The organism is Mycobacterium adipatum, assembly GCF_001644575.1.
Lineage (GTDB): Bacteria > Actinomycetota > Actinomycetes > Mycobacteriales > Mycobacteriaceae > Mycobacterium > Mycobacterium adipatum.
Window position 1 is genome coordinate 2,872,004 of the sequence record NZ_CP015596.1, and the last position, 23,293, is coordinate 2,895,296.

Sequence of the window (23,293 nt, forward strand, 5' to 3'; positions counted from 1 at the left end):
TCATCGGCGTGCCGCTCATCGGACGAAGTAGATGACGGCGAAAAGAGCGATCCACACGATGTCGACGAAGTGCCAGTAGTACGACACGACGATCGCCGCGGTTGCCTGGGCGGGCGTGAACTTGGACAACCGGGTGCGGATGAGCAGGAAGATGAAGGCGATCAGACCGCCGATGACGTGCAGGCCGTGGAAGCCGGTGGCCAGATAGAAGACCGACCCGTAGGCACTGCCGGGGATCGTGGTGCCGTGCTCGACCAGGTGGATGTACTCGTAGCCCTGGCCGAGGACGAAGAACAGTCCCATCAGGAAGGTGAGCACGTACCACCGGCGCAGCCCGAACACGTCGCCGCGCTCGGCGGCGAACACGCCCATCTGACAGGTGAAGGAGGAGGCGATCAGCACCGCGGTCACCGGTACGGCGAGCCACAAGTTCAGCTCGGTCGGCTCCGGCGGCCAGGCACCCTGGGCCTGCGCACGCGCGGTGAAGTACATCGCGAACAGTCCAGCAAAGAACATCAGCTCACTGGAAAGCCACACAATGGTGCCGACACTGACCATGTTCGGTCTGTTCAGCGAATGTACGCGGGAGGTAATCGCGGTCCCCGAGGTCCCAACAGCGCTCGTCACAGGTGCAAGTATGACGCTTTGTAGTTGACCAACACCACCCGGGTTCGCAATTGAGTTCAAACGTGTCCCGGTAGGCAGTCGTGACAGGCTCGGGACGGGGCGTGCGCGGGCGATAGCATCACGGCGTGTCATCCGCGCAGAACGCTTCCGACAGTCCGATCACGTGGCCGCAGATCCTCGGTCGCCTCACCACCCACCAGGATCTGGTGCGCGGGCAGGCGGCGTGGGCGATGGACCAGATCATGACCGGCGCGGCCACTCCCGCGCAGATCTCCGGTTTCGCGGTGTCGATGCGGATGAAGCGGCCGACGTCGGCGGAGGTCACCGAACTCGCCGACACCATGCTCAAGCACGCACGCCGGGTCCCCGACAGTGCGACCGGGATCGACGCCGTCGACATCGTCGGCACCGGCGGGGACGGTTCCAACACGGTGAACCTGTCCACCATGGCCGCGATCGTCACCGCCGCGGCCGGGGTACCGGTGATCAAGCACGGTAATCGGGCGGCGTCCTCGCTGTCCGGCGGCGCCGACACCCTGGAGGCGCTCGGGGTGCGCATCGACCTGGGCCCCGACGAGGTGGCGCGCAGCGTCGCCGAGGTGGGCATCGCCTTCGCGTTCGCGCCGCAGTTCCACCCCTCCTACCGGCATGCCTCGGTGGTGCGCCGGGAGATCGGTGTGCCGACGGTGTTCAATCTGCTCGGGCCGCTGACCAACCCGGCGGCTCCGCGCGCCGGGCTGTTCGGTTGCGCCTGGGCCGACCTGGCCGAGGTGATGGCCGGGGTGTTCGCCGCCCGCGGCGCCAGCGCGCTGGTGGTGCACGGCGACGACGGTCTCGATGAGCTGACCACCACGACCACCAGCACCATCTGGCGGGTGCAGGCCGGCACGGTCGAGCGGCTGACGCTCGATCCGGCGGCGTTCGGCTTCCGCCGCGCCGATATGAGCGAACTCGTCGGCGGCGATGCCGAGGCCAACGCGGCCTCGGTGCGCGCGGTGCTGGGGGGTGCCAAGGGGCCGGTGCGCGACGCGGTGGTCCTCAACGCCGCGGGCGCGATGGTCGCGCACGCCGGGTTGTCCGGTGACGCGCAATGGGTGCCGGCCTGGCAGTCCGGATTGTCCCGCGCGGTCGAGGCCATCGATTCCGGTGCCGCGGAACGGCTTCTGGCGAACTGGGTGCGCTTCACCCAGAAGGCGGCCGGCTGACTCAGCCTGCTCTGACGCGACCGCGCCGCGGTGCGTGTACCCCGTACCGGTCGTCCAGGTCGTCGGCGCGGGTGTCGGGCTGTGCGGCGGCCAGCCGGGCCGAGCGTGCGGCGGCGGCCCAGTCCGCCCAGCGCGCCGCCGACCCGATCGGACTGCTGTACCCGCCCGCGCAGCTGACGATGCGGACCCCCGGTCCGGTCAGCCATCGGGTCAGCAGTGCCGTCTCCTCCACCAGCGCACCGCCCAGCGGTGCCTGCTGGGGCAGGATCGCTTGCGCCGCAGCGGTTATCGCCTCGACGACGGGCATCGGTGGCACGCCGCGCCGGGCACACCCGGCCGAGGCCAGCTGTCCGTGCCGGATGACGGCCAGTTCCCAGCCGCCGTGCCCGTCGGGACGCGCCGCGATCAGTTCGTCCACCGCGGCCAGGGCCTGCAGCCGCTGCCCCCGCCAGGTGGCCTGCACCGCGGCCGCGGTGTGATCGCGCAACCGGGCCGCCGTCTCGTAACGGTGCAGGCTCGCCAGCGCCTCGATCTGGGTGAGCACCGTCCTGAACGCGGCATCCTCGACGCCGTCGAGCAGGTCGGCGGCCCGTTGCGCGGCGCCGGCGTAGCCGGCCATATCGGCACCGCGCGTCGCGGGGCAGGGGGAGAGTTCGCGCTCCTCGCAGAGGTGGAGCGCGCTGCGCGACAGCCGGGCGGTGCAGGTCCGCACACCGGTGCCGCGGGCCAGGACGTCGACCGCGCAGACGGCGTCCGCGCGGGAGGTGAACGGCCCGATCATGCGGGAAGTGCGCGGCGCGCGCACCACCGAGAAACGCGGAAACGCCTCGTCGGTGAGGGTGATCCACCACCAGCGGCGCGGGAATTTGGACCTGCGGTTGTAGGGCGGGGCGTGCGCGGCCAGCAGCCGGAGTTCGCGCACCCCGGCCTCCAGTTCGTGCGCGCACTCCACGTGATCCACGCGGGTCGCCAGCGCCACCATCTCCTTCATCCGGGTCCGTGGGTCGGCCCCGGTGAAGTACTGGCCCACCCGGCGGCGGAGATCCACCGCGGTCCCGATGTAGAGCACCTCTTCGGACGGCCCGCGGAACAGGTACACCCCGGGCCGGGCCGGGACACCGTTGACCAGGTGCCGCTTTCGGCGCTGCGGGGCGGTGGCATCGGGCAGGTAGGCGCGTAGCTCCGGATAGCTGTGCACACCCTGGTTCCCGACCCGCTCGATGAGCCCGTGCAGCACGTCGACGGTGGCGCGGGCATCGTCGAGGGCGCGGTGGGTGGGGGTGGTGGTGGCCGAGAACAGCCGCGCCAGTGCCGACAGTTTCACGCTGGGCGCCTCGTCGCGGGTCAGCACCCGCCGCGCCAGCCGTACCGTGCACAGCACCGGCGGCCGAGGCCAGGTGATGTCGAGTCGCTGTGCCGCCGCCCGCAGGAACCCGATATCGAACCCGGCGTTGTGCGCGACGAGCACCGCGCCCCGGGCGAACTCCAGGAACGCGGGCAGCACGGTCTCGATGCGGGGTGCGTCGTGGACCATCGCCGAGGTGATGCCGGTCAACTGAACGATCTGCGGCGGGATGCTGCGGCCCGGGTCGACCAGGGTGGCCAGCTCGCCGAGCACCACGCCGCCGCGGATCTTGACCGCGCCGATCTCGGTGATCGCGTCATGGTCGTTCCCGCCGGGTGTGCTGGCGTTGGCACGGCCGCCGGTGGTCTCCAGGTCCACCACGACGAACGTGGTGTCGGCCAGTGCCAGATCCGCCATCGGGTCCACATCGGCGAAGCTCAGCTGCTGCACACCGGTGACGGTAGGCCCCGGCGCCGACAACCCGGTTCAGCGTGTCGGTCGTCGACGGGCGTGTCGGTACCCGTCGTTACGGTGCCGAGGAACTGCTCAGGACACGAAAGGCGACCCCGATGACACAAGACCGGACCGACCAGGTCGACGAAACACCGGACACCGGTTCGGTGGTGATCGACTGCGATGACTGCGCGGTGCGCGGGCCGGGCTGCCAGGACTGCGTGATCAGCGTGCTGCTCGGCGTACCCGAAACTTTGCTGGACGATGAGCGCCAGGCGCTCGCGGTGCTGGCAGACGCCGGGTTGGCGCCTCGGCTGCGCCTTGTTCCGATCCATCGCCACGAGGGTCCGGATGGTAGAACTGGTGTGGCGTGAGGACACGCGACTGACCTTTGGCAACGCCGGGAAGTCCGAATTTCATCCCGGATGCCTGTTAAGTTCACGTCTCCCGTTGGACAAGCCCGATGCCGTTTCGTAACCTATTCGAGACCTGAGAGCAGATCGTCGCGGCGTAAGCGCAGTGGTAAGGACGCAATATCTTGAGGCCCCATCGCACACATCGACGCAACAGTGGCGTTCAACGATCCCTGGTCGGTGCGTTGGCGAGCCTCATCGTATTCGGTGGCGCCCTTGCCGCCGGTGTGCAGGCCGACCCGGCCGAGGACGCACTGGCAAAGCTCAACGAGCTGTCGCATCAAGCCGAGATCGCTACCGAGAACATGCATGCCGCGCAGCTTGACCTCGACAACAAGCTGGCCGCGCAGCGTGCAGCCGAAGAAAAGCACGCCGCCGACATCGCGGCGGTCAACGCCGCCAAGGCCGATCTGGCAAAGTTTCAGGGCGCCGTCGACAAGATGGCCGCCGCGCAGTACATGGGCGGGCGCACCGACGGTCTGGACTCCATGCTGACCGCGAGCTCCCCGCAGGTGTTGATCGACCAGCTGGCCGTGCAGCGCGTGATGGCCACCGAGATGTCGGTGCAGATGCAGAACTTCCGGGACACCAACGTGCGGGCCGCCCAGGCCGAATCGGCCTCCGCCCAGTCCGCGGCCAACGCCAAGACGGCCGCCGAGCAGGCCGCCGCGGTGCGCGCGGACCTGCAATCCAAGCAAAGCAAACTGCAGGTCGAGATCGCCGTCGTCAAGTCGCAGTACGAGGTGCTCACCCCGGCCCAGCGTGAGGCGCTGGCGGCCATCCCGCCGATGCCGGCCCCGGCTCCCGCGCCCGCCCCCGAAGCGTTGCCGAACAACGACCCCGGTGTACTGGCCGCGCCGCCCGAGGGCATCCCGCCCGGGGATATCGCCCCGCCGGCAGCCGCGCCGGGTTCCGGTCCGGCCGCGGTCGCCATGCAGGCGGCGCTGACCCGCGTCGGCTCGCCCTACTCGTGGGGGGCCGAGGGCCCCGGCGCCTTCGACTGCTCCGGCTTGGTGAAGTGGGCCTTCCAGCAGGCCGGCATCGCACTCCCGCATTCCAGTTATGCGCTGGCTGCCGGTGGGCAGGCCGTGTCGACCGACCAGATGCAGCCCGGCGACGTGGTGTCCTACTACTCCGATGCCTCACATGTCGGCATCTACATCGGCGACGGCATGATGGTGCACGCTTCGACCTTCGGTAAGCCCGTGGTGGTGGCCCCGGTCAACAACGCACCGATCTACAACGTGCGTCGCTACTGAGGCACGCAGCTACTGAGGCATGCACTGTGCGGCGCGCTGACCGCCGCGGTCCTGCTGTCCGGGTGCCAGGCTGACTCACCGCCGGTGCCTCCAACGCCCAGTGCGACGCCCAGTTCGACGCCCAGTACCGCGGCGACAACCAGCATCTCGCTGCCCGACGGGCGCACCGCCCGACTGCGCGGCCTCGGCGGCGCACGCAGCACGCCGATGATCGGCCGCCTCAGCGCCGAACTCCCCGCGGCAGTGGCCGCCGTCACCGGGTTCTGGGGGCCTGATTGGCCGCGCGAGATCGTGGTCGTGGTCACCGAATCCACCGAACAGTTCCGTGTGCTCGCGCACGGCAGCCCCGATATCGCCGCGGCCACCACCGCCGACGGCATCGTGTTCGCGCCGGGCGCGGCGGACATGAGCGACACCGCGCTGCGGATCGTGGTGCGCCACGAACTGTTCCACTACGCCGCGCGGGGGCAGACGGTTGCGGACGCCCCGCTGTGGGGCACCGAGGGCGTCGCCGACTATGTGGGCCGCCCGGCCGCCGCTGCACCGGGACCCGAGCGTGCCGAGTTGTTGGCTCGGCTGCCCGAGGACACCGACCTGCAGACCACGGGGGCGGCCCGGTCGCTGGCCTACGACCGGGCGTGGTGGTTCAGCCGCTACATTGCCGACCGGTACGGCCCGCAGACACTGCGTGCGTTGTACCTGCGGGCCTGCGGCCCGGGACATCCCGACCCGGCCACCGCCGTGCGCGAGACACTGCACGAAGATATCGGCGACGTGCTGGTGCAGTGGCGCCGGTGGATGACCGGATGACGCCGCCGGCCGGTATGAGGAGAGCGATGACCCGGGTGCTGTTGGTGACCAATGACTTTCCCCCGCGTCGCGGTGGCATCCAGTCGTATCTGGAGGCCTTCGTCGGCGAGCTGACCAGCACGGGCAACCACGAGCTGACGGTGTACGCCCCGACCTGGAAGGGCGCGCCGGACTACGACGAGCGCGCCGGTTACCGGGTGGTGCGTCACCCGACCACGCTGATGGTGCCCGAACCGACGGTCGCCCACCGGATGCGTGCCCTGATCGCCGAACACGGCATCGAGACGGTGTGGTTCGGCGCGGCAGCGCCGCTTGCCCTGCTGTCACCGCTGGCGCGCAAGGCCGGTGCCACCCGGGTGGTGGCCAGCACGCACGGCCACGAGGTCGGCTGGTCGATGCTGCCGGTGGCGCGCCACGCGCTGCGCCGCATCGGCGACGACGCCGACGTGATCACCTACGTCAGCGGCTACACCCGGGGTCGGTTCGCCGCGGCGTTCGGTCCGCGGGCCAGCCTGGAACGACTGTCTCCCGGGGTCGATGTCGACCGCTTCACCCCCGACTCGGTGTCCCGCGCGCAACTGCGTGCCCGTTATGAGCTGGGGGACCGGCCGGTGGTTGTGTGCCTGTCCCGGCTGGTGCCGCGCAAGGGCCAGGACATGCTGATCCGCGCGTTCGACCAGATCCGCCGGCGGGTGCCCGGTGCGGCGCTGGTGATCGTCGGTGGCGGACCGTACCGGGAGAGCCTGCACAAACTCGCGCACCGCATCGGGGTGGCCGACGATGTGCTGTTCACCGGCGGCGTCCCGGGCGAGGAACTGCCGGCTCACCACGCGATGGCCGACGTGTTCGCCATGCCGTGCCGCACCCGCGGCGCAGGACTGGACGTCGAGGGCCTCGGCATCGTGTTCCTGGAGGCGTCGGCGTCCGGTGTGCCGGTGGTGGCCGGCCGCTCCGGGGGCGCCCCGGAAACGGTGCGCGACGGCGAGACCGGCTGGGTGGTCGACGGCACCGATGTGGACGCCATCGCCGCCGCCGTCGGCGACCTGCTTGCCGACCCGGACACCGCGGCCCGGATGGGCGCGGCGGGGCGGGACTGGGTCGTGCGGAACTGGCAGTGGCGCACCCAGGGTGCGCGACTGCAGCGGCTGCTGACGCCCCGCTGAGCCCGCGGGCGATCAGGCGTAGATCGCCGCGATATCGTCGGCGAACTTCTCCGCGACCACCTTGCGCTTGACCTTCAGCGTCGGGGTGAGCTCACCGGTGTCCTCGGTGAAATCGACCGGCAGCACCCGGAAGGTGCGGATCGCCTCGGCCTTGGACACCGCCTGATTGGCCTCCTTGACCGCCAGCTCGATCTCGGCGGTGAGGTCGGGGTCCTCGGTCAGATCGGCCACCGACGCGGACTCCGCCTTGCCGTGGCGCTGTTTCCAGCCCACGAAGGCCTCCGGGTCGATGGTGATCAACGCCGCGATGAACGGTTGGGCGTCGCCGACCGCCATCGCCTGGCTGATCAACGGATGCGCGCGCAGCCGGTCCTCGAGCACCGCCGGGGCAACATTCTTGCCGCCGGCGGTGACGATGATCTCCTTCTTGCGCCCGATAATCGTCAGGAAGCCGTCGGCGTCGATGTCACCGAGGTCGCCGGTGTGGAACCAGCCGTCGGTGAAAGCGTCCTTGGTGGCTTGCTCGTTGCGCCAATAGCCGCTGAACACCACCCCGCCGCGGAGCAGCAGCTCGTGATCGTCGGCCAGTCGCATGCTGTTGCCGGGCAACAACTTACCGACCGAACCGATCTTGACCGCGCCCACCTGGTTGGCGGTGACCGCGGCGCTGCTCTCGGTCAGTCCATAGCCTTCGTAGATGGTCAGGCCGACACCGCGGTAGAAGTGCCCCAGCCGGGCGCCCAACGGTGCGCCACCGGAGATCGCGGCGCGGCAATTGCCACCCAGGGCGGCACGCAGCTTGCCGTAGACCAGCTTGTCGAACAACGCGTGCTTGAGCTTCAACACCAAACCGGGCCCGCCGGCGTCGGTGGCCTGGCTGAACTCGATGGCGGTGTGGGCGGCGATGTCGAAGATGCGGCCCTTACCGTCGTTGCGCGCGTTCTGCTCGGCGGTGTTGTACACCTTCTCGAACACCCGCGGCACCGACACCACCAGCGTCGGCTTGAAGACGCCCAGGGCCGGCACCAGGTTCTTGATATCGCTGGTGAAGCCGAGCGCGACCTTGTTGGCGAACGCGCCGATGGTGATCGCCCGGGCCAGCACGTGCGCCAGCGGCAGGAAGACCAGCAACCGCTCGCCCTTGCGCAGCAGCGTCGGGAAGGCGGCCTTGGCGCCCCGGATCTCGTAGAGCAGGTTGGAATGGGTCAGCTGGCAGCCCTTGGGCAGGCCGGTGGTGCCCGAGGTGTAGATCAGCGTCGCCGGGTCGGTCGACTTGATCGCCGCGACCCGGGCATCGATGGCGGCGGGATCTTCGGATGCCCCGGCCCGGGCCAGCACGTCGAGGGCGGGCTCGGTGGTGGCGCTCTCGATGCGCAGCACGGTGCGCACCTCGGGCAACTGGTCTTTGAGCTGCTCGACACGGTCGGCGTGCGCATCGGTCTCGGCGAGCACCAGCACCGAGCCCGAGTCGGTGAGCACATGGCGGATCTGCTCGGGCGCCGAAGTCTCGTAGATCGGCACGGTGACCGCCCCGATGGACAGGATCGCGAAGTCGATGATCGGCCATTCGTAACGGGTGGCCGACAGCAGCGCGACCCGGTCGCCGGGGCGCACTCCGTGAGCGATCAGACCCAAAGCGGCCGAACGGATCTGGCCGGCGGCCTGAGCGCAGGTGACATCGGTCCAGGTGCCGTCCACCAGGCGCTGGAAGATGACATGGTCGGGGTCCTCGCGTTCGTGTGTGTAGACCGAGCTGACGACGGTGTCATACTCGGCGATCTCGAACGATGCCGGAACGGTGAACTCACGCACGATTGTGGCCCCTCGGGTCCTGGTGACGGATTTTCTGGCGACAGCCTAGTCGGCGACACCACAGCCCCGGCGGCGGCGCATGTGTGAAGCTATTGGGCCATGAACAGCGTGCAGATCGCCGATGAGACCTTTGTGTGCGCCGACCCGGCCGATGTCGGGCGGGCGGTCGCCGACACGTCGAGCTGGCGGCGCTGGTGGCCCGATCTGCGGCTCACGGTGGTGGAGGACCGCGGTCCGGCCGGCCAGCGCTGGACGGTGGCCGGGGCGTTGACCGGCACCATGGAGGTCTGGTTGCAGCCCATGATGGACGGTGTCATCCTGCACTACTTCCTGCACGCCGAGCCGCCCGGCGACCCGGCACGGCTGGATCTGGCAAAGCTGAACCACGCCCGCCGGGTGGCGGGCAAGAACATGGCCTTCGAGGTCAAGGCGCGGCTGGAGGCCGCGCGACCGGTGGGGGTCTCCCGCCTGGCCTGATGCGGTGGTCCCGCGACGCCGAGCCGGGGCCGAAGGGGTGAGGGTAGATTTCTGGGCGTGGCGGAGAAGACGGCGCAGACGATTTACATCGAGGCTGACCCCTCGACGGTGATGGACGTGATCGCCGATATCGGCTCCTACCCGCAATGGGTGGCCGAGTACAAGGAAACCGAGGTGCTCGACGCCGACGCCTCGGGCTACCCGAAGACGGCCCGGCTGGTGCTGGATGCCGCGGTGCTCCGGGACACCATGGTGCTGTCCTATCACTGGCCCACCGATCGTCAGTCGGTCACCTGGACGTTGGTCTCCAGTTCGCTGCTCAAGGCCCTCGACGGGGCGTATCGGTTGTCGCCCAAGGGTTCCGGCACCGACGTCACCTACGAGCTCTCCGTCGACCTGGTCATTCCGATGATTGGGCTGCTCAAACGCAAAGCCGAGCGGCGACTCACCGACACCGCGCTGAAGGACCTCAAGAAGCGAGTAGAGGTGGCAGTGAGCTGAGTGCCGAGGTTTCACCCGCGCCCGCCCGGGTCAGCCTGTTCGTCGGCAAGGGTGGGGTAGGCAAGTCGACGTTGGCCACCGCCACCGCTGTCCGCGCGGCGCGCAGCGGTCTTCGGGTGCTCATCGTGTCCACCGATCAGGCGCATTCCACCGGCGATGTGCTGGGCGTGAGCGTCGTCCCGACCGGACGACGGGAGCCGACCCGGGTATTGGCGGACCTGGATACCGGATCCGGCGACGGGGGCGGCGGATTCCTCGACGCGCTGGCACTGGACACGCTGGCCCTGCTGGAGACCCGATGGCGTGAGATCGCCGCCGTCCTGGTGGACAAGTTCCCGCACTCTGAGTTGGGAACGCTTGCTCCCGAGGAGCTTTCGGCGCTGCCCGGCGTCCAGGAGGTGCTCGGCCTGCACGAGGTCGGCGAACTCGCCGACTCCGGGGCGTGGGATCACGTCGTGGTGGACTGCGCCTCGACCGCCGACGCGCTGCGCATGCTGACCCTGCCCGCGACGTTCGGCCTGTACCTGGAGCGGGCCTGGCCACGGCACCGCCGTCTCGGCCAACCGCCGGCCGACCTGGCTTCGGCCGCCACCGTGGCGTTGGTGGAGCGGGTCGCCGACGGTACCGAGAAGCTCTCGGCCCTGCTTGCCGACGCGTCACGGGTGAGCGCGCATCTGGTGCTCACCGCCGAGCGGGTGGTCGCCGCGGAAGCCGCGCGCACGCTCGGGTCACTGGCGCTGATGGGGGTTCGGGTCGAGGAGCTGCTGGTCAATCAGATTCTGGTGCAGGATGATTCCTTCGAATACCGCAACCTGCCCGCGCACCCGGCGTTCGACTGGTACTCCGAACGCATCGCCGAGCAGCAGGTGGTGCTCGGCGAGCTGGACACCGCCATCGGCGATGTGAAGCTGGTGCTGGTGCCGCACCTGGCCGGCGAGCCGATCGGGCCCAAGGCGCTGGGTGAACTGCTCGATGCCGCCCGATTGCGGGACGGTTCACCACCACCGGGCCCGCTGCGCCCGGTGGTGGACCGCGAATCCGGCACCGGCCTCGATGCCGTGTACCGGATGCGGCTAGAGTTGCCGCAGGTCGACCGCGGTGCGCTCACACTGGGCCGGGTCGACGATGATCTGATCATCGGGTCCGGGGGGTTGCGCCGACGGGTTCGGCTGGCATCTGTGCTGCGACGCTGCATCGTGATCGACGCGCAGTTCCGAGGCGGGGAATTGACGGTGCGCTTCAGACCGAATCCGGAGGTGTGGCCCACATGACCGGCCCCCACACCGACATTCCACCGGAACTGCGGCAACTCGCGCAGGCCATCCTGGACAAGCTCGACCCAGCGGTACGGATGGCGGCCGCGCGCGCCGGCGCCGAAGGTTCCGGGCCCGGCCCGTGCCAGCAGGTGTGGTGCCCGGTCTGCGCGTTGGCCGCACTGGTCAACGGTGAACAGCACCCGCTGCTGTCGGTGATCGCCGAGCACAGCGTCGCGTTGCTCACGGTGATCCGCGCGATGGTCGGCGATCCGCAGCCGCCCGCTCCGCCGCCCCCGCCCCCGCCGCCGGCCGACGGTGATCGGCCGGTAGGCGGATTCGGCCGATACGAGCAGATCCCGGTGACGCTCGAGGATTGACGGCCGCCGTGTGGTCGCACTCACTGACGCTGGGTAGAGTTGTGCCGGTCTGGCCCGATCGTGGTGGGGCGACGTCGCAGGAGGGTCCATGTGGTTCTGGTTCTACAAGTACATCCTGATGGGCCCGTTGCTGTCCCTGCTGGGTCGGCCGAAAGTGCAAGGGCTGGAATATGTTCCGGACTCCGGCGCGGTGATCCTGGCCAGTAACCACCTGGCCGTCGCGGACAGCTTCTATCTTCCGCTGGTGGTCAAGCGCCGCATCACCTTCCTGGCTAAGGCCGAGTACTTCACCGGCACCGGCCTCAAGGGCAAGCTGACCAAGTTCTTCTACTCCTCGACCGGCCAGGTGCCGATCGACCGCACCGACGCCGACTCGGCACACGCTGCGCTGACGACGGCACAGCGAATTCTGGCCGAAGGAAAACTGCTCGGGATGTACCCGGAGGGCACCCGCTCCCCGGACGGTCGGCTCTACAAGGGCAAGACCGGCCTGGCCCGTGTCGCCCTGGAGAGCGGCGTCCCGGTCATTCCGGTCGCGATGATCGGAACCAACGTCGTCAATCCTCCCGGCGGCAAGATGTGGCATTTCGGGCGGGTCGAGGTCCGCTTCGGCAAGCCGATGGATTTCAGCCGGTTCGAGGGGCTGGCCGGTAACCGGTTCATCGAGCGTGCCGTCATCGACGAGGTGATGTACGAGTTGATGCGGCTGGGCGGTCAGGAGTACGTCGACCTGTACGCGGCCGATCTCAAGGAGAAGGCCGAGGCCGCAGCCAAGCCCGCGGTGACCGCCAAGGCGGGCTAAGTCGACTGCGCGGGCAGCGGGTCGGCGGGCTGGCGGCCGTCGACCGGAACCCGTGACGGGCGCACGGTGCCGGCCGCGATGATCACCGCGAGCGCCCACCACAGATACGATCCGCCGGCGAGCCTGCGCCACAGCGAGGCCGCCGTCTCCTGGTGTTCGGGCATCAGCGTGATCGGCGTCCAGATCGTCAGCGCCAGACCCGCCAGGCCCACCAGCACCAGACCCAGGGCGTGACGGCGCAGCCCGACGACCACGGTCACCACCACGGTCGGCAGCACCCACACCCAGTGATGCGACCACGACACCGGGGACACCACCAGCCCGAACATCGCCACGCAGATCACCGCCAGCACGGCCTCGTCGCTCTCGGCACCCGCACGCAGCAGCCGCAGCACCGCCCAGACGGTCAACCCGAGTACGGCGAAGCACAGCAGCACCCACAGCGCGAAACGCGCTTCCTCACCGGCGCCGAGCCGGGCCAGCATGCCGGAGATGTTCTGGTTGGTGTTCAGCGTCGCGGACCCGATGCGGTCGGTGTCACGCAGCGTCTCGGTCCAGTACACCCACGAGTCGCGCCAGGCCAGCGCGAACCCGAGCAGGGTGGCCGCCAGCGCCGAGGCCGTGGTGACCAGCAGCGCGCGCACGTCGCGGCGCAGCAGGAAGTACAGCAGGAAGACCGCCGGGGTCAGCTTCACCGCGATGGCCAGACCCAGCAGCAGGCCGCGCGGCCACGGCGTGCGCCGCGGCACGCAGTCGGCGATCACCAGCGTCATCAGCACCACGTTGATCTGGCCGAATTCGAAGTTGGCCCGGATCGGTTCGACGAATGTCACCGCCGGGGCCACCAGCGCGGCGGCCAGCCAGCCGCGGCGTGCCCAGGCCGGCGTCCGCAGCGACGAGTGTTCCCACACCCGCAGCCGGGTGAGCACGATATGCGTGGACACGATCAGCAGCACCAGGGTGGTCAGGGTGATCGCGGCGCTGGCCGCGGGCAGCGTGAGCACGGCGAACGGCGAGAACGCCGCGGCGGCCAGCGGCGGATAGGTGAACGGCAGGTCCAGTCCGGCCTGGGTCTGGAAGACGGTGGCGTCGTTGTAGAGCTCGGTGCCGTCCAGCCAGGCGCGACCGCCCATCCGGTACACGTCGATATCGATGCGGTAGACGGCGTGGCCCAACAGCCGCCAGGCCGCCCAGCCGAGCATCGCCAGGGTTGCCAGCTGAAAGAGCCGCCACAGCACCGACAGCCGCCCCGCAGGCCCGACGGGCGTCCACCGAATCCTCATTTCGCCGACCAGCCTATCGGGGGCGCGCGACGCGCTGGACGGCACACGGCGGCCGATGGCCCGGACAGGGCGCCGATCGGCGTATCTTCTCGACCGTGCATCTGAACGTCCAGCTGGACTTCATCACCAGCGACCGACTGCCGTTGTTGTGCTGTCTGATCGCGTTCATCATGACGTTCTTCCTGACACGCCTCATCGTGCGCTACATCCGCAGCCACCCCGCGACCGACGCGCCGCGCAAATGGTGGCAGCCGCGCAACCTTTCCGTCGGCGGCGGGGTGCACCTGCACCACGTGGTGATCGGCGTCGTGCTGGTCATGGTGTCCGGCGTGACCATGGTGACCCTGGCCGTCAACGGCGGGGTGGTCGAATTCACCGTCGCCGCGGTGCTCTTCGGGATCGGTGCGGCGCTGGTGCTCGACGAGTTCGCGCTGATCCTGCACCTGCAGGACGTGTACTGGGCCGAGGACGGCCGGACCTCGGTGGATGCGGTGTTCGTGGCGATCGCCGTCGCGGGCCTGCTCATCCTCGGGTTCAACCCGCTGTCCTTCTTCGATATCAACATCTGGCGGGCCGACGACACCCTGGCGGCCCGAGCGCTCGTCATCGCGATGGCGGTGCTCACCCTGGCGCTGGCGGTGGTGGTGCTGCTCAAGGGCAAGGTGTGGACCGGTCTGGTGGGCATGTTCATCACCCCATTGCTGTTCATCGGCGCCATCCGGCTGTCTCGGCCGCACGCCCCGTGGGCACGCTGGCGTTACACCACGCGCCCCCGCAAGATGCACAAGGCCCTGGAACGGGAACGCAAGTTGCGTCGGCCGGTGGTGCAGGCGAAATTGTGGGTGCAGCACGTGGTTGCCGGGGAACCGCACTTCCCGGACGATGCCTTGGTCAACGAGGAACTCGACCGCGAGATCCATGCCGCGCCGGCGCCCACACAGGGAGTTTCTTGACCCATGCGTTTCTTCTACGACACCGAGTTCATCGACAACGGTCGCACCATCGAGCTCATCTCGATCGGGGTGGCCGCCGAGGACGGTCGCGAATATTACGCCATCTCAACGGAATTCGATCCGGAGCGGGCCGGTAGCTGGGTGCGCAAAAACGTGCTGCCCAAGCTGCCCTCACCGTCGTCGAAGCTGTGGCGTTCGCGGCGGCAGATCCGCACCGAGTTGGAGGACTTCTTCGATATCGACGGGGACGAGCCGATCGAGCTGTGGGCCTGGGTCGGCGCCTACGACCACGTGGTGCTCTGCCAGCTGTGGGGTCCGATGACCGATCTGCCGCCGGCGATACCGCGGTTCACCAGGGAGCTGCGTCAGTTCTGGGAGGAGCGCGGCTGCCCGCGGATGCCACCGCGTCCGCGCGACGCTCACGACGCGCTCGTCGACGCGCGGCACAACCTGCACCGCTATGAGCTGATGACGGATCAGGGGGACTGGGCAGTTAGGTCCTGAGCTGCGGGTATGGCTGGTCAATCCGGTGTGGGCGCGCAGTTACCATGGAGCGGTGAACTGGACCGTCGACGTGCCCATCGATCAGCTGCCCGCGCTCCCGCCGCTTCCCGAGGGCCTGCGCCAGCGCCTCGATTCGGCGTTGGCCAAGCCGGCCCTGCAGCAGCCCAGCTGGGATCCCGGTCAGGCCAAGGCGATGCGCACCGTGCTGGAGAGCGTGCCACCGGTGACCGTGCCGTCGGAGGTCGAGAAGCTCAAGAGCCAGCTGGCGGCCGTCGCCCGTGGTGAGGCATTCCTGCTGCAGGGCGGCGACTGCGCCGAGACGTTCGTGGACAACACCGAGCCGCACATCCGGGCCAACATCCGGACCCTGCTGCAGATGGCCGTGGTGCTCACCTACGGCGCCAGCATGCCGGTGGTCAAGGTGGCCCGGATCGCCGGCCAGTACGCCAAACCGCGCTCCTCGGATACCGATGCACTGGGCTTGAAGTCCTACCGCGGCGACATGATCAACGGGTTCGCGCCCGACGACGCCATCCGCCAGCATGATCCGTCGCGTTTGGTGCGGGCCTACGCCAATGCCAGCGCCGCGATGAATCTGGTGCGCGCGCTGACCTCCTCGGGGATGGCATCGCTGCAGGCCGTGCACGACTGGAACCGCGAGTTCGTACGGACCTCGCCCGCCGGCGCCCGCTACGAGGCGCTGGCCGGGGAGATCGACCGCGGGCTGCGCTTCATGACGGCCTGCGGAGTCAACGACCGCAACCTGGACACCGCCGAGATCTACGCCAGCCACGAGGCGCTGGTCCTCGACTACGAACGTGCGATGCTGCGGATGGACTCCGGGGCGGCCCCCGATTCGGCCGACGAGCCCAAGCTCTACGACCTGTCCGCGCACTACCTGTGGATCGGTGAGCGCACCCGCCAGATCGACGGCGCCCATGTCGCGCTGGCCGAGGTGATCGCCAACCCGATCGGTATCAAGATCGGCCCGACCACCTCGCCGGAACTGGCGGTCGAGTACGTCGAGCGGCTCGATCCGCGCAACGAGCCGGGACGTCTGACGCTGATCAGCCGGATGGGCAACCAGAAGGTCCGCGACGTGCTGCCGGCGATCATCGAGAAGGTGCAGGCGTCCGGGCACCAGGTGATCTGGCAGTGCGATCCCATGCACGGCAACACCCACGAGTCCTCGACCGGCTACAAGACCCGGCATTTCGACCGGATCGTCGACGAGGTCCAGGGGTTCTTCGAGGTGCACCACGCACTGGGCACCCATCCCGGCGGTATCCACGTCGAGATCACCGGTGAGAACGTCACCGAATGTCTCGGAGGTGCGCAGGACATCTCCGATTCCGATCTGGCCGGCCGTTACGAGACGGCCTGCGACCCGCGGCTGAACACCCAGCAGTCCCTGGAGCTGGCGTTCCTGGTCGCCGAGATGCTGCGCGGCTGACCCCGGGAGCCGATCGACCCGGGATCAGATCAGGGTCGCCAGATTATTGCCCAGCGTCCAGGCGCCGACGGCCAGCAGCCCGGCCAGGATGAGCACGGTGACCACCCAGGCCGCCAGCACCCGTTTGCTGCGCTGACGCGCCCAATGGAACTGTTCGAGGTCTATTCCGGCGAATTGGCCTGTGAGGGGCTGATATTCGCGCTCATCGGGCAGCGGTAACTCGGCGGGGGAGAAGACCCGCGTATCGCGCCGGGGATCCGGTGCGCGCGCGCCGGCGGGTGGATGCCGGTCGGTGCTGGGGTCGGGCTGGACCCGACTGTGGAACGCGGTGGCAGCGCGGTGCTGGGCCGACTGGCTGGGCGCGGGGACCCGGAACGCGGGCAATCCGAGTTCGGCGATGACCTCTTCGAGTGCATCGCCGAGTTCGGCGGCGTCGGCGAACCGGACGGCCGGGTCACGGTCGGTGGCCCGGCGGACCAGGGCGTCGAACTGTGCGGGCACCCCGGCGATCGCCGAACTCGGCGGCGGCACATCGTTGTCCATCCGCTGGTAGGCCACCGACAGCGCGCTGTCCCCGGTGAACGGGGTGCGCCCGGTGAGCAGCTCATAGGCCAGGATTCCCACCGCGTAGACATCGCTGCGCGGGTCCGATTCGCCGGTGCCGACCTGCTCGGGGGACAGGTAGGCGGCCGTGCCCAAGATGACGCTGGTCGAGGTGATGCCGGCCTCCGCGACCGCCCGCACCAGACCGAAATCGGCGATCTTGACCTCACCGTCATCCGAGATCAGCACGTTCTCCGGCTTCACATCGCGGTGCACCAGTCCGGCGGCATGCGCCACCCCCAGGCCGTGGCAGATCGGCCGCAGCACGGCGGCGACCGCGTGCGGGGGCATCGGTCCGCGTTCACGCAGCAGTTCGCGCAGGGTGCCCCCGTCGATCAATTCCATGACCAGAAACGGCGGTTCGTCGCCGGGGGCCCCACCGCCCTGGTCGTAGACGGCGACCAGACCGTCGCCCTTCAACCGGGCCACCGCCTTGGCCTCGCGCTGGAAGCGGGTGAGGAACTGGATGTCCCCGCAGTAGCGTGAGTCCATCACCTTGAGCGCCACCGGCCGGTCCAGCCGGGTGTCCAGGCCGCGGTACACCGTCGACATCCCGCCGGTGGCGATGACGGCGTCGACGCGGTAGCGGCCCTCCAGCGCGGCACCGATGAGCGGGTCGGCTCGCTGGTAGGTGTCCATCGAAGTCATGGTACGGATCTCGGTGACTCCGCTTAGAATCTGTGCGGTGAGCATCCCGGCGGCCAAAGACATCCTCGATCCCGACGAAACCGTCCTCGAACTGTCCGAGGTGTCCAAGCTTCTCGGCGTCTCGGTCACCAAGGTGCACCAGCATCTGCGCGACGGCCACCTCATGGGCGTGCGCCGCAACGGCGCCATCGTGGTGCCGAAGGTGTTCTTCGACGAGAAGGGCAACGTGGTCAAACCGCTGCCGGGACTGCTCGTGGTTCTCAAGGACGGCGGGTTCGACGTCACCGAGGCCATGCGGTGGCTGTTCACCCCGGATGCGTCGCTGACGCTTAGCCGCGACGGCAGCACGGAACGCCTGGAGAACGCCCGGCCGGTGGACGCGCTGCGATCGCATCAGGCCCGCGAGGTGATCCGGCGCGCTCAGGCGATGGCCTACTAGGGCGGTGGCCTACTGGCCGGCGGGCTCACCCGCGGGCGCCTCCGGGGCCCGCGACAGCCAGAACCAGGCCGCCACCGCGCACGTGGTGGCGAGCAGCACGTGCAGCCACGAGTACATACCGTGCGACCCGTCGGGCTTGAAGATCACCATGATCCACGTCGAGAAACCGGCGATCAACGCGATCGCGGCGCGGCTCTGCCACAGCGTGGACAGCACCGCCAGCGGCCAGGTGTAGTACCAGGGCAGCGCGGCGGGCACAAACAGCACCACCACCCCGAGCGCCAGCGTTATCCCGGTCAGCGCCTCACGGTCGGTGTGCCGGAAACGCCACCACAGCAAGGGAAGTGAGATCGCGATGATCGCGATGCCGATGATGCGGGTGACTTCCAGCACGGCGTAGAAGTTGACCGGCATCAGCAGCCCGCCGATCGAGTTGATCATGTTGGCCGTCGCGGTGGGCAGGGTGAGCCAGTTGATGATCTTCACCGAACCGGCAAGGGCCGTCAGCCATCCCAGGCCGACCCCGGCCAGCAGGGAGAGCACCGCGAACACCGCGCCGAAGATGGCGATCGACGCCGCGGTCGCGAAGGCGAAGGCCGGCACCGGCCGGTAGCCGCGGGTGTCGCGCAGTCGTCGCATCCACACCCACACCATGAAGGGCAGCGCGATGCCCGCGGTGGCTTTGACCGCCACCGCGGTGGCGATGAAGCCCACCCCGACGATCGGTCTGCCGCCGAAGGTCAGCGCGATCGCGGCCATCATCAGCCCGACCATCAGCATCTCGTTGTGCACGCCGCCCATCAGGTGGATGATCACCAGCGGGTTCAGCACGCAGATCCACAGTGCCGCTGCCGAGTTGGCGCCGATATGGCGGGCGATCCGGGGCGTCGCCCAGATCAGCAGGGCCAGCCCCGGCAGCATGCACAGCCGCAGCAGCATGGTGCCCTCGACGACATTGTTGCCGACGATCATCGTCACGAATTTGGCCACCAGGATGAACGCCGGACCGTACGGGGCGGTGGTGGTGGTCCAGATCGGGCTGACATCGTCGAGCAGCGAGTTCTGATTCTCGATCGGCCCGACGACGTAAGGATCGAAGCCGTCCCGCAGCAGCGCGCCCTGCGCCAGGTACGAATAGGTGTCGCGGCTGAACACCGGCGCACTCAGCAGCAGCGGGGTCAACCAGAATGCGGTGGTCGCGAGCATCGTGTACTGGGTGGCGGTGCCGTCGACCACGCGGCGGCCCAGCCACATCCAGGCCAGCAACATCAGTGCGACGCCGCCCCACAGCAGTACCGAGGACAGCACCAGGCCGTGGCCGAAGCGCAGCCAGGACATGTGCAGCGATTCCAGCAGCGGATCATGCAGACGGGTACTGCCGGCCCCGAGACCGCCCGCGGTGATCAGCGCCGCCCCGAGGAAGCCCAACCGGGCCGGGCGCGCCGCCGGTGATGCGGCGAAAACGAGCAGTTTGGCTGCCTGCGCGCGGAGACCACGCTCGGTGGACTCGATCGATGCCGGGGTGGTCATCTCCTCAGGCGGACCGGTTCGACGCCAGACTGGCCAGCTCGGCGAGGCCGATCTTGGCCTGCGGGTCGATCTGGGCCTCGTTCAGCGCCGCCAGGGCGCGGCGGTTCAGCATGTCGATGCGGCTCTCCACCGCCGCCAGCGCCCCGACCGATTCGATGGCCGAGCACACCTCTTTGACGGCGACATCGGTCAACTCGGTGCCGATCGACTCGCGCAGCAGTTTGGCCGCCGCCGGGTCGGTGCGTTCGGCCAGTTCGACCGCCTCGGCCAGCAAGACGGTGCGCTTACCGGAACGCAGGTCGTCCCCGGACGGTTTGCCGGTCACCAGCGGGTCGCCGAACACCCCGAGCACGTCGTCGCGCAGCTGGAACGCCACCCCGAGGTCGGTGCCGATCTGATGGAAGACAGCCTGCACGTCCGGGCGGTCGGCCGCGGCGGCCGCACCCAGCTGCAGCGGGCGCGACACGGTGTAGGAGGCGGTCTTGTAGGTGTTGACGTTCATCGCCGAGGCCACCGAGTCCGCACCGCTGGATTCGGCGACGATATCGAGGTACTGCCCGCCCAGCACCTCGGTACGGATATCGGCCCACACCTTGTGCACGCGCAGGTGTGCATCGGGGGGCAGATCGGCGGTGGCCACGATATCGTCGGCCCACACCAGCGACAGGTCACCGAGCAGGATGGCGGCCGACAGGCCGAACTGCTCCGGCGAGCCGTGCCAGTTGTTGGTGCGGTGCAGCTCGGCGAAATGCCGGTGCACGGTGGGAAGTCCGCGCCGGGTGGCCGACGCGTCGATCACATCGTCGTGGGCGAGCGCGCAGGCGTGCAGCAGTTCCAGGGCGGAGAACAGGCGCAGCGCCTGGGTGTCGGATTGCCGGTCCTCACCCGCGACCGCACGCCAGCCCCAGTAGGCGAAGGCCGGTCGTACCCGTTTGCCGCCGCGCAGGACGAACTCTTCCAGGGCTGCTGTCAGCTCGGCGTACTCGGGGCCGATGTAGGCGGCATCGCGTCGGCGGTCGGCGAGGTACTCACGCAACTGCACGATCACGGCGTTCACCAACTCGGCGGCCGACGGTGCCGCTGTATCCACGCTCAGCGGTCGCCCCTTTCCTATCCGATGTGCTCCCCCGAGCGTATTCAGATTTGCTCCCCTGAGCCTCTCCAGCCTAGAGCGTCCCCGCCGGCTCGGGGGAGTCAGGCGCGCCCACGCAGCGGCCCGTTCGGTGTGCTCACCGCTCAGCTTGCCTTGTCGGGTTCTCCGACGCGCGGGGACTGATCGCGGCTCATCCACGCCACCGCGCCGATGACGCCGGCCACGAGCATGGATCCGATGCCCAGCCAGATCGCCGCGGCGGTGAACGAGCGCGCACTCGGGTCGGTGTAGCGGGCCTGGGCATTCATCGTGGTCACCACGCCGGGCTTGAGTTTCCACTCCACGACCTCGGTGGAGATCTGGTCGCCGTTGGTGGAGGTCACCTGTCCTGGGAAGGACACGCTCAGCGATACGTCGGCCTCGGGATCGCTGAGCGAGGTGAGGTCCACGCGGCCCTCCAGAATGACCAGGTCACCGGCTCGGCGCAGGGAGATGTCCACCCCCGCCGCATCGCGGTTCATATTGGCCAGCTGTGGTAGCTCGGCGAAGGTCAGATCGGAGAACACCGCCTGCGAGCCCACGTAATCGCCGCGCTCGTACCTGGAGACCGCCACCTTGTTGCTGAACGGCAGGGAGTTCAGCAACTGAGGCCCCTTGTCGTCGTCGTCGCGGGGGATGGCGGCGGCAACGATCTGGCCGGACACCCGGTCGTCGGGCGACACCGTGATCGAGGCGCGCACCCGCACGCAGCCCACGGCCAGCGGAACGAGGATCAGCAGCAACAGGACCAGGGCGGGGAGCCGGTGGCGGCCGGAGCACACGTGCACCGGGTCATCGTGCCAGACCGGGTCAGTCCAGGGGCAGTGACCGGCCCAGGATGGCGAAGGCCCGCGGGTCACCGGCGAAGTGATAGTCGCGGATGACATCGCCGAATCCGAGTCGACGGTAGAGCCGCCAGGCACGGTTCGCCTCACCGTTGATCTCCGGCGTGGACAGCAGCACATGCGCTTCGGGACGCCCGGCGAGCAGCCGCCGGGCCAGGGCCTCGCCGAGTCCGTGCCCCTGGGCGCGGGGATGGATGTGTAGTTCGGTGAGCTCGAAATAGTCGCCGAGCAGCCGTTCTGTGCGCTCGGGGTCGGTGCCGGTGCGGCGCAAGCCGTGCACCACCTGCTGCTGCCACCACTGGTCGGGTGCTCCGCTGTAGCCGTAGGCGACGCCGAGCAGGTCGGTGCCGTTGAGCGCCGCCACGGCCTTCCAACCCACCCGGCGGGTGTGCTCCAGCCACATCGAGGCCCGCTGTTCCTCGGTCCCGCGCGGATATCGCATCGCCTCGACGTAGACCGTCAGTGCCTCGGACAGGCGCTCACGCATCACATCTGCCGAGAGGTCCACCAGATATGTCGCCAACGGGTGTCCTTCACGGTGTCGTTCGGAGCGCACGGTCACCGTTCATTATCGGTCCCCGGTTCGGCGTGGTGGCGGTGCGGGTGAGGTGATGGCCGACTTTGGTGTTGCACGTCATACAATCGTGTGCCAAGTAGGTGGTACGGCTCAGATTGACCTCGTATCATGGGGATCAGCGCCCATGATCGCGGGCGGACTACACACAGATGACACGGATCCGGACGTACCGGACCAGAGCGCGGACAAGGAGGGACGGATGCCACTCTCCGATCATGAGCAGCGCATGCTCGACCAGATTGAAAGCGCGCTCTATGCCGAAGACCCCAAATTTGCCTCCAGTGTTCGGGGTGGCAATCTGCGGGCACCCTCGGCGCGTCGTCGGTTGCAGGGTGTCGCCCTCTTCGTCCTGGGTCTTGCGATGCTGGTGTGCGGCGTCGCCATCAATGCGACGTGGATCGGCGGTCTGCCGATCCTCTCGGTCATCGGGTTCATCGTGATGTTCGGTGGTGTCGTGTTCGCGATCACCGGTTCCCGCGCGTCCGGACCGGTCGACAAGTCGGCCCCGTCCTCGGGATCGGTGCGCGCCAAGCGCGGCAAGAGTCCCGGCGGGTCCTTCACCAGTCGTATGGAGGATCGCTTCCGCCGTCGCTTCGACGAATAGCGGTTCCCCACCTCACCCCACCGGGGCAGTTCCTTTCGGAGCTGCCCCGTTTTTCATGCCCGAACGCGTCCCGCAGACGGCGGCGTGTCGGGTCGGTCAGGGTGCGGGCCCCACGAACCCCCCACCGCACCCCACCGTCGCCCCCTGATTTGGTTTCGGGGTCTCTGCCTGCGGTTTTGTGACCGCCACCGGATTCCGGTCAGTGCCTGCGGGTCGGGCAAA

The 23,293-nt window shown here is 68.9% G+C and carries 24 protein-coding genes; 15 read left to right on the forward strand and 9 right to left on the reverse strand.

Annotated features, from left to right (window positions below):
• Window positions 1-15: 15 nt before the first annotated feature.
• Window positions 16-627: an aa3-type cytochrome oxidase subunit III gene (gene ctaE, locus A7U43_RS13630; RefSeq protein ID WP_067995996.1), complete on the reverse strand. Its 612-nt coding sequence runs from the start codon at window positions 625-627 to the stop codon at window positions 16-18.
• A 125-nt stretch (window positions 628-752) separates the two neighbouring features.
• Between ctaE and trpD the strand changes: the two genes are divergently transcribed.
• Window positions 753-1,832 (forward strand): anthranilate phosphoribosyltransferase, encoded by a 1,080-nt coding sequence (gene trpD, locus A7U43_RS13635; RefSeq protein ID WP_067995999.1) that lies wholly within the window; start codon window positions 753-755, stop codon window positions 1,830-1,832.
• Between the two features lies 1 nt (window position 1,833).
• On the opposite strand, the gene A7U43_RS13640 is transcribed toward trpD, so the two are convergent.
• Window positions 1,834-3,594 (reverse strand): DEDD exonuclease domain-containing protein, encoded by a 1,761-nt coding sequence (locus tag A7U43_RS13640; protein WP_231963680.1) that lies wholly within the window; start codon window positions 3,592-3,594, stop codon window positions 1,834-1,836.
• A 152-nt stretch (window positions 3,595-3,746) separates the two neighbouring features.
• Here A7U43_RS13640 and A7U43_RS13645 point away from each other — a divergent pair, with 152 nt between their 5' ends.
• The 4 genes from A7U43_RS13645 to A7U43_RS13660 all read left to right on the forward strand — a co-directional run bounded on the left by A7U43_RS13645 (window position 3,747) and on the right by A7U43_RS13660 (window position 7,275).
• Window positions 3,747-4,004 carry a hypothetical protein gene (locus tag A7U43_RS13645; RefSeq protein ID WP_068002657.1) on the forward strand — a complete coding sequence of 86 codons (258 nt, stop codon included), beginning with the start codon at window positions 3,747-3,749 and terminating at the stop codon, window positions 4,002-4,004.
• Between the two features lie 164 nt (window positions 4,005-4,168).
• Complete coding sequence (ripC, locus tag A7U43_RS13650) at window positions 4,169-5,302, forward strand: peptidoglycan hydrolase RipC (RefSeq protein WP_067996001.1); 1,134 nt, start codon at window positions 4,169-4,171, stop codon at window positions 5,300-5,302.
• An 84-nt stretch (window positions 5,303-5,386) separates the two neighbouring features.
• Window positions 5,387-6,112, forward strand: a complete 726-nt coding sequence (locus A7U43_RS13655; protein WP_156525911.1) for a peptidase — start codon at window positions 5,387-5,389, stop codon at window positions 6,110-6,112.
• A 26-nt stretch (window positions 6,113-6,138) separates the two neighbouring features.
• Window positions 6,139-7,275, forward strand: a complete 1,137-nt coding sequence (locus A7U43_RS13660; protein ID WP_067996009.1) for a glycosyltransferase family 4 protein — start codon at window positions 6,139-6,141, stop codon at window positions 7,273-7,275.
• A gap of 12 nt (window positions 7,276-7,287) precedes the next feature.
• On the opposite strand, the gene A7U43_RS13665 is transcribed toward A7U43_RS13660, so the two are convergent.
• The gene (locus A7U43_RS13665; protein WP_067996011.1) at window positions 7,288-9,087 is read right to left on the reverse strand and encodes an AMP-dependent synthetase/ligase; all 1,800 of its coding nucleotides are present in this window, start codon (window positions 9,085-9,087) and stop codon (window positions 7,288-7,290) included.
• A 99-nt stretch (window positions 9,088-9,186) separates the two neighbouring features.
• Between A7U43_RS13665 and A7U43_RS13670 the strand changes: the two genes are divergently transcribed.
• The 5 genes from A7U43_RS13670 to A7U43_RS13690 all read left to right on the forward strand — a co-directional run bounded on the left by A7U43_RS13670 (window position 9,187) and on the right by A7U43_RS13690 (window position 12,500).
• On the forward strand, window positions 9,187-9,564 hold the full coding sequence (locus A7U43_RS13670) for a polyketide cyclase / dehydrase and lipid transport (RefSeq protein ID WP_067996014.1): 378 nt from the start codon (window positions 9,187-9,189) through the stop codon (window positions 9,562-9,564).
• Between the two features lie 57 nt (window positions 9,565-9,621).
• Complete coding sequence (locus A7U43_RS13675; RefSeq protein ID WP_068002660.1) at window positions 9,622-10,065, forward strand: SRPBCC family protein; 444 nt, start codon at window positions 9,622-9,624, stop codon at window positions 10,063-10,065.
• On the forward strand, window positions 10,062-11,336 hold the full coding sequence (locus tag A7U43_RS13680; protein ID WP_068002662.1) for an ArsA family ATPase: 1,275 nt from the start codon (window positions 10,062-10,064) through the stop codon (window positions 11,334-11,336). Before A7U43_RS13675 ends, A7U43_RS13680 begins: the two co-directional genes overlap by 4 nt.
• A complete protein-coding gene (locus tag A7U43_RS13685) occupies window positions 11,333-11,698 on the forward strand; it encodes a hypothetical protein (protein WP_068002665.1) in 366 nt (121 codons plus the stop codon). Before A7U43_RS13680 ends, A7U43_RS13685 begins: the two co-directional genes overlap by 4 nt.
• 88 nt (window positions 11,699-11,786) lie before the next feature.
• Window positions 11,787-12,500, forward strand: a complete 714-nt coding sequence (locus A7U43_RS13690; protein ID WP_067996015.1) for a lysophospholipid acyltransferase family protein — start codon at window positions 11,787-11,789, stop codon at window positions 12,498-12,500.
• On the opposite strand, the gene A7U43_RS13695 is transcribed toward A7U43_RS13690, so the two are convergent.
• Complete coding sequence (locus A7U43_RS13695) at window positions 12,497-13,783, reverse strand: glycosyltransferase family 87 protein (protein WP_067996019.1); 1,287 nt, start codon at window positions 13,781-13,783, stop codon at window positions 12,497-12,499. The genes A7U43_RS13690 and A7U43_RS13695 overlap by 4 nt on opposite strands.
• 95 nt (window positions 13,784-13,878) lie before the next feature.
• On the opposite strand from A7U43_RS13695, the gene A7U43_RS13700 reads away from it, so the two are divergent.
• From A7U43_RS13700 to A7U43_RS13710, 3 genes are read left to right on the forward strand one after another with little or no spacing between them, the layout of a single operon-like run.
• Entirely contained in the window at window positions 13,879-14,736 is an 858-nt protein-coding gene (locus tag A7U43_RS13700; protein WP_067996022.1) for a hypothetical protein, read from the forward strand.
• Between the two features lie 3 nt (window positions 14,737-14,739).
• Window positions 14,740-15,240 carry a polyadenylate-specific 3'-exoribonuclease AS gene (locus tag A7U43_RS13705; RefSeq protein WP_067996025.1) on the forward strand — a complete coding sequence of 167 codons (501 nt, stop codon included), beginning with the start codon at window positions 14,740-14,742 and terminating at the stop codon, window positions 15,238-15,240.
• Window positions 15,241-15,292: 52 nt separating this feature from the next.
• On the forward strand, window positions 15,293-16,693 hold the full coding sequence (locus A7U43_RS13710; RefSeq protein ID WP_067996028.1) for a class II 3-deoxy-7-phosphoheptulonate synthase: 1,401 nt from the start codon (window positions 15,293-15,295) through the stop codon (window positions 16,691-16,693).
• A 24-nt stretch (window positions 16,694-16,717) separates the two neighbouring features.
• Here A7U43_RS13710 and A7U43_RS13715 read toward each other — a convergent pair whose 3' ends face one another.
• Window positions 16,718-17,944: a protein kinase domain-containing protein gene (locus tag A7U43_RS13715; protein ID WP_067996031.1), complete on the reverse strand. Its 1,227-nt coding sequence runs from the start codon at window positions 17,942-17,944 to the stop codon at window positions 16,718-16,720.
• 37 nt (window positions 17,945-17,981) lie between these two features.
• On the opposite strand from A7U43_RS13715, the gene A7U43_RS13720 reads away from it, so the two are divergent.
• Window positions 17,982-18,383: an Rv2175c family DNA-binding protein gene (locus A7U43_RS13720; protein ID WP_369321150.1), complete on the forward strand. Its 402-nt coding sequence runs from the start codon at window positions 17,982-17,984 to the stop codon at window positions 18,381-18,383.
• Between the two features lie 9 nt (window positions 18,384-18,392).
• On the opposite strand, the gene A7U43_RS13725 is transcribed toward A7U43_RS13720, so the two are convergent.
• From A7U43_RS13725 to A7U43_RS13740, 4 genes are all read right to left on the reverse strand, one after another.
• Complete coding sequence (locus A7U43_RS13725; RefSeq protein ID WP_067996038.1) at window positions 18,393-19,913, reverse strand: alpha-(1->6)-mannopyranosyltransferase A; 1,521 nt, start codon at window positions 19,911-19,913, stop codon at window positions 18,393-18,395.
• 4 nt (window positions 19,914-19,917) lie between these two features.
• Window positions 19,918-21,003, reverse strand: coding sequence for a bifunctional (2E,6E)-farnesyl/geranyl diphosphate synthase (gene idsA2 / locus A7U43_RS13730; RefSeq protein WP_067996040.1), 1,086 nt, complete (start codon window positions 21,001-21,003; stop codon window positions 19,918-19,920).
• Window positions 21,004-21,149: 146 nt separating this feature from the next.
• The gene (locus tag A7U43_RS13735) at window positions 21,150-21,827 is read right to left on the reverse strand and encodes an LppM family (lipo)protein (RefSeq protein ID WP_197500060.1); all 678 of its coding nucleotides are present in this window, start codon (window positions 21,825-21,827) and stop codon (window positions 21,150-21,152) included.
• A 28-nt stretch (window positions 21,828-21,855) separates the two neighbouring features.
• The gene (locus A7U43_RS13740) at window positions 21,856-22,413 is read right to left on the reverse strand and encodes a GNAT family N-acetyltransferase (RefSeq protein ID WP_068002668.1); all 558 of its coding nucleotides are present in this window, start codon (window positions 22,411-22,413) and stop codon (window positions 21,856-21,858) included.
• Between the two features lie 253 nt (window positions 22,414-22,666).
• Between A7U43_RS13740 and A7U43_RS13745 the strand changes: the two genes are divergently transcribed.
• On the forward strand, window positions 22,667-23,071 hold the full coding sequence (locus A7U43_RS13745) for a DUF3040 domain-containing protein (RefSeq protein ID WP_068002671.1): 405 nt from the start codon (window positions 22,667-22,669) through the stop codon (window positions 23,069-23,071).
• Window positions 23,072-23,293: the final 222 nt, after the last annotated feature.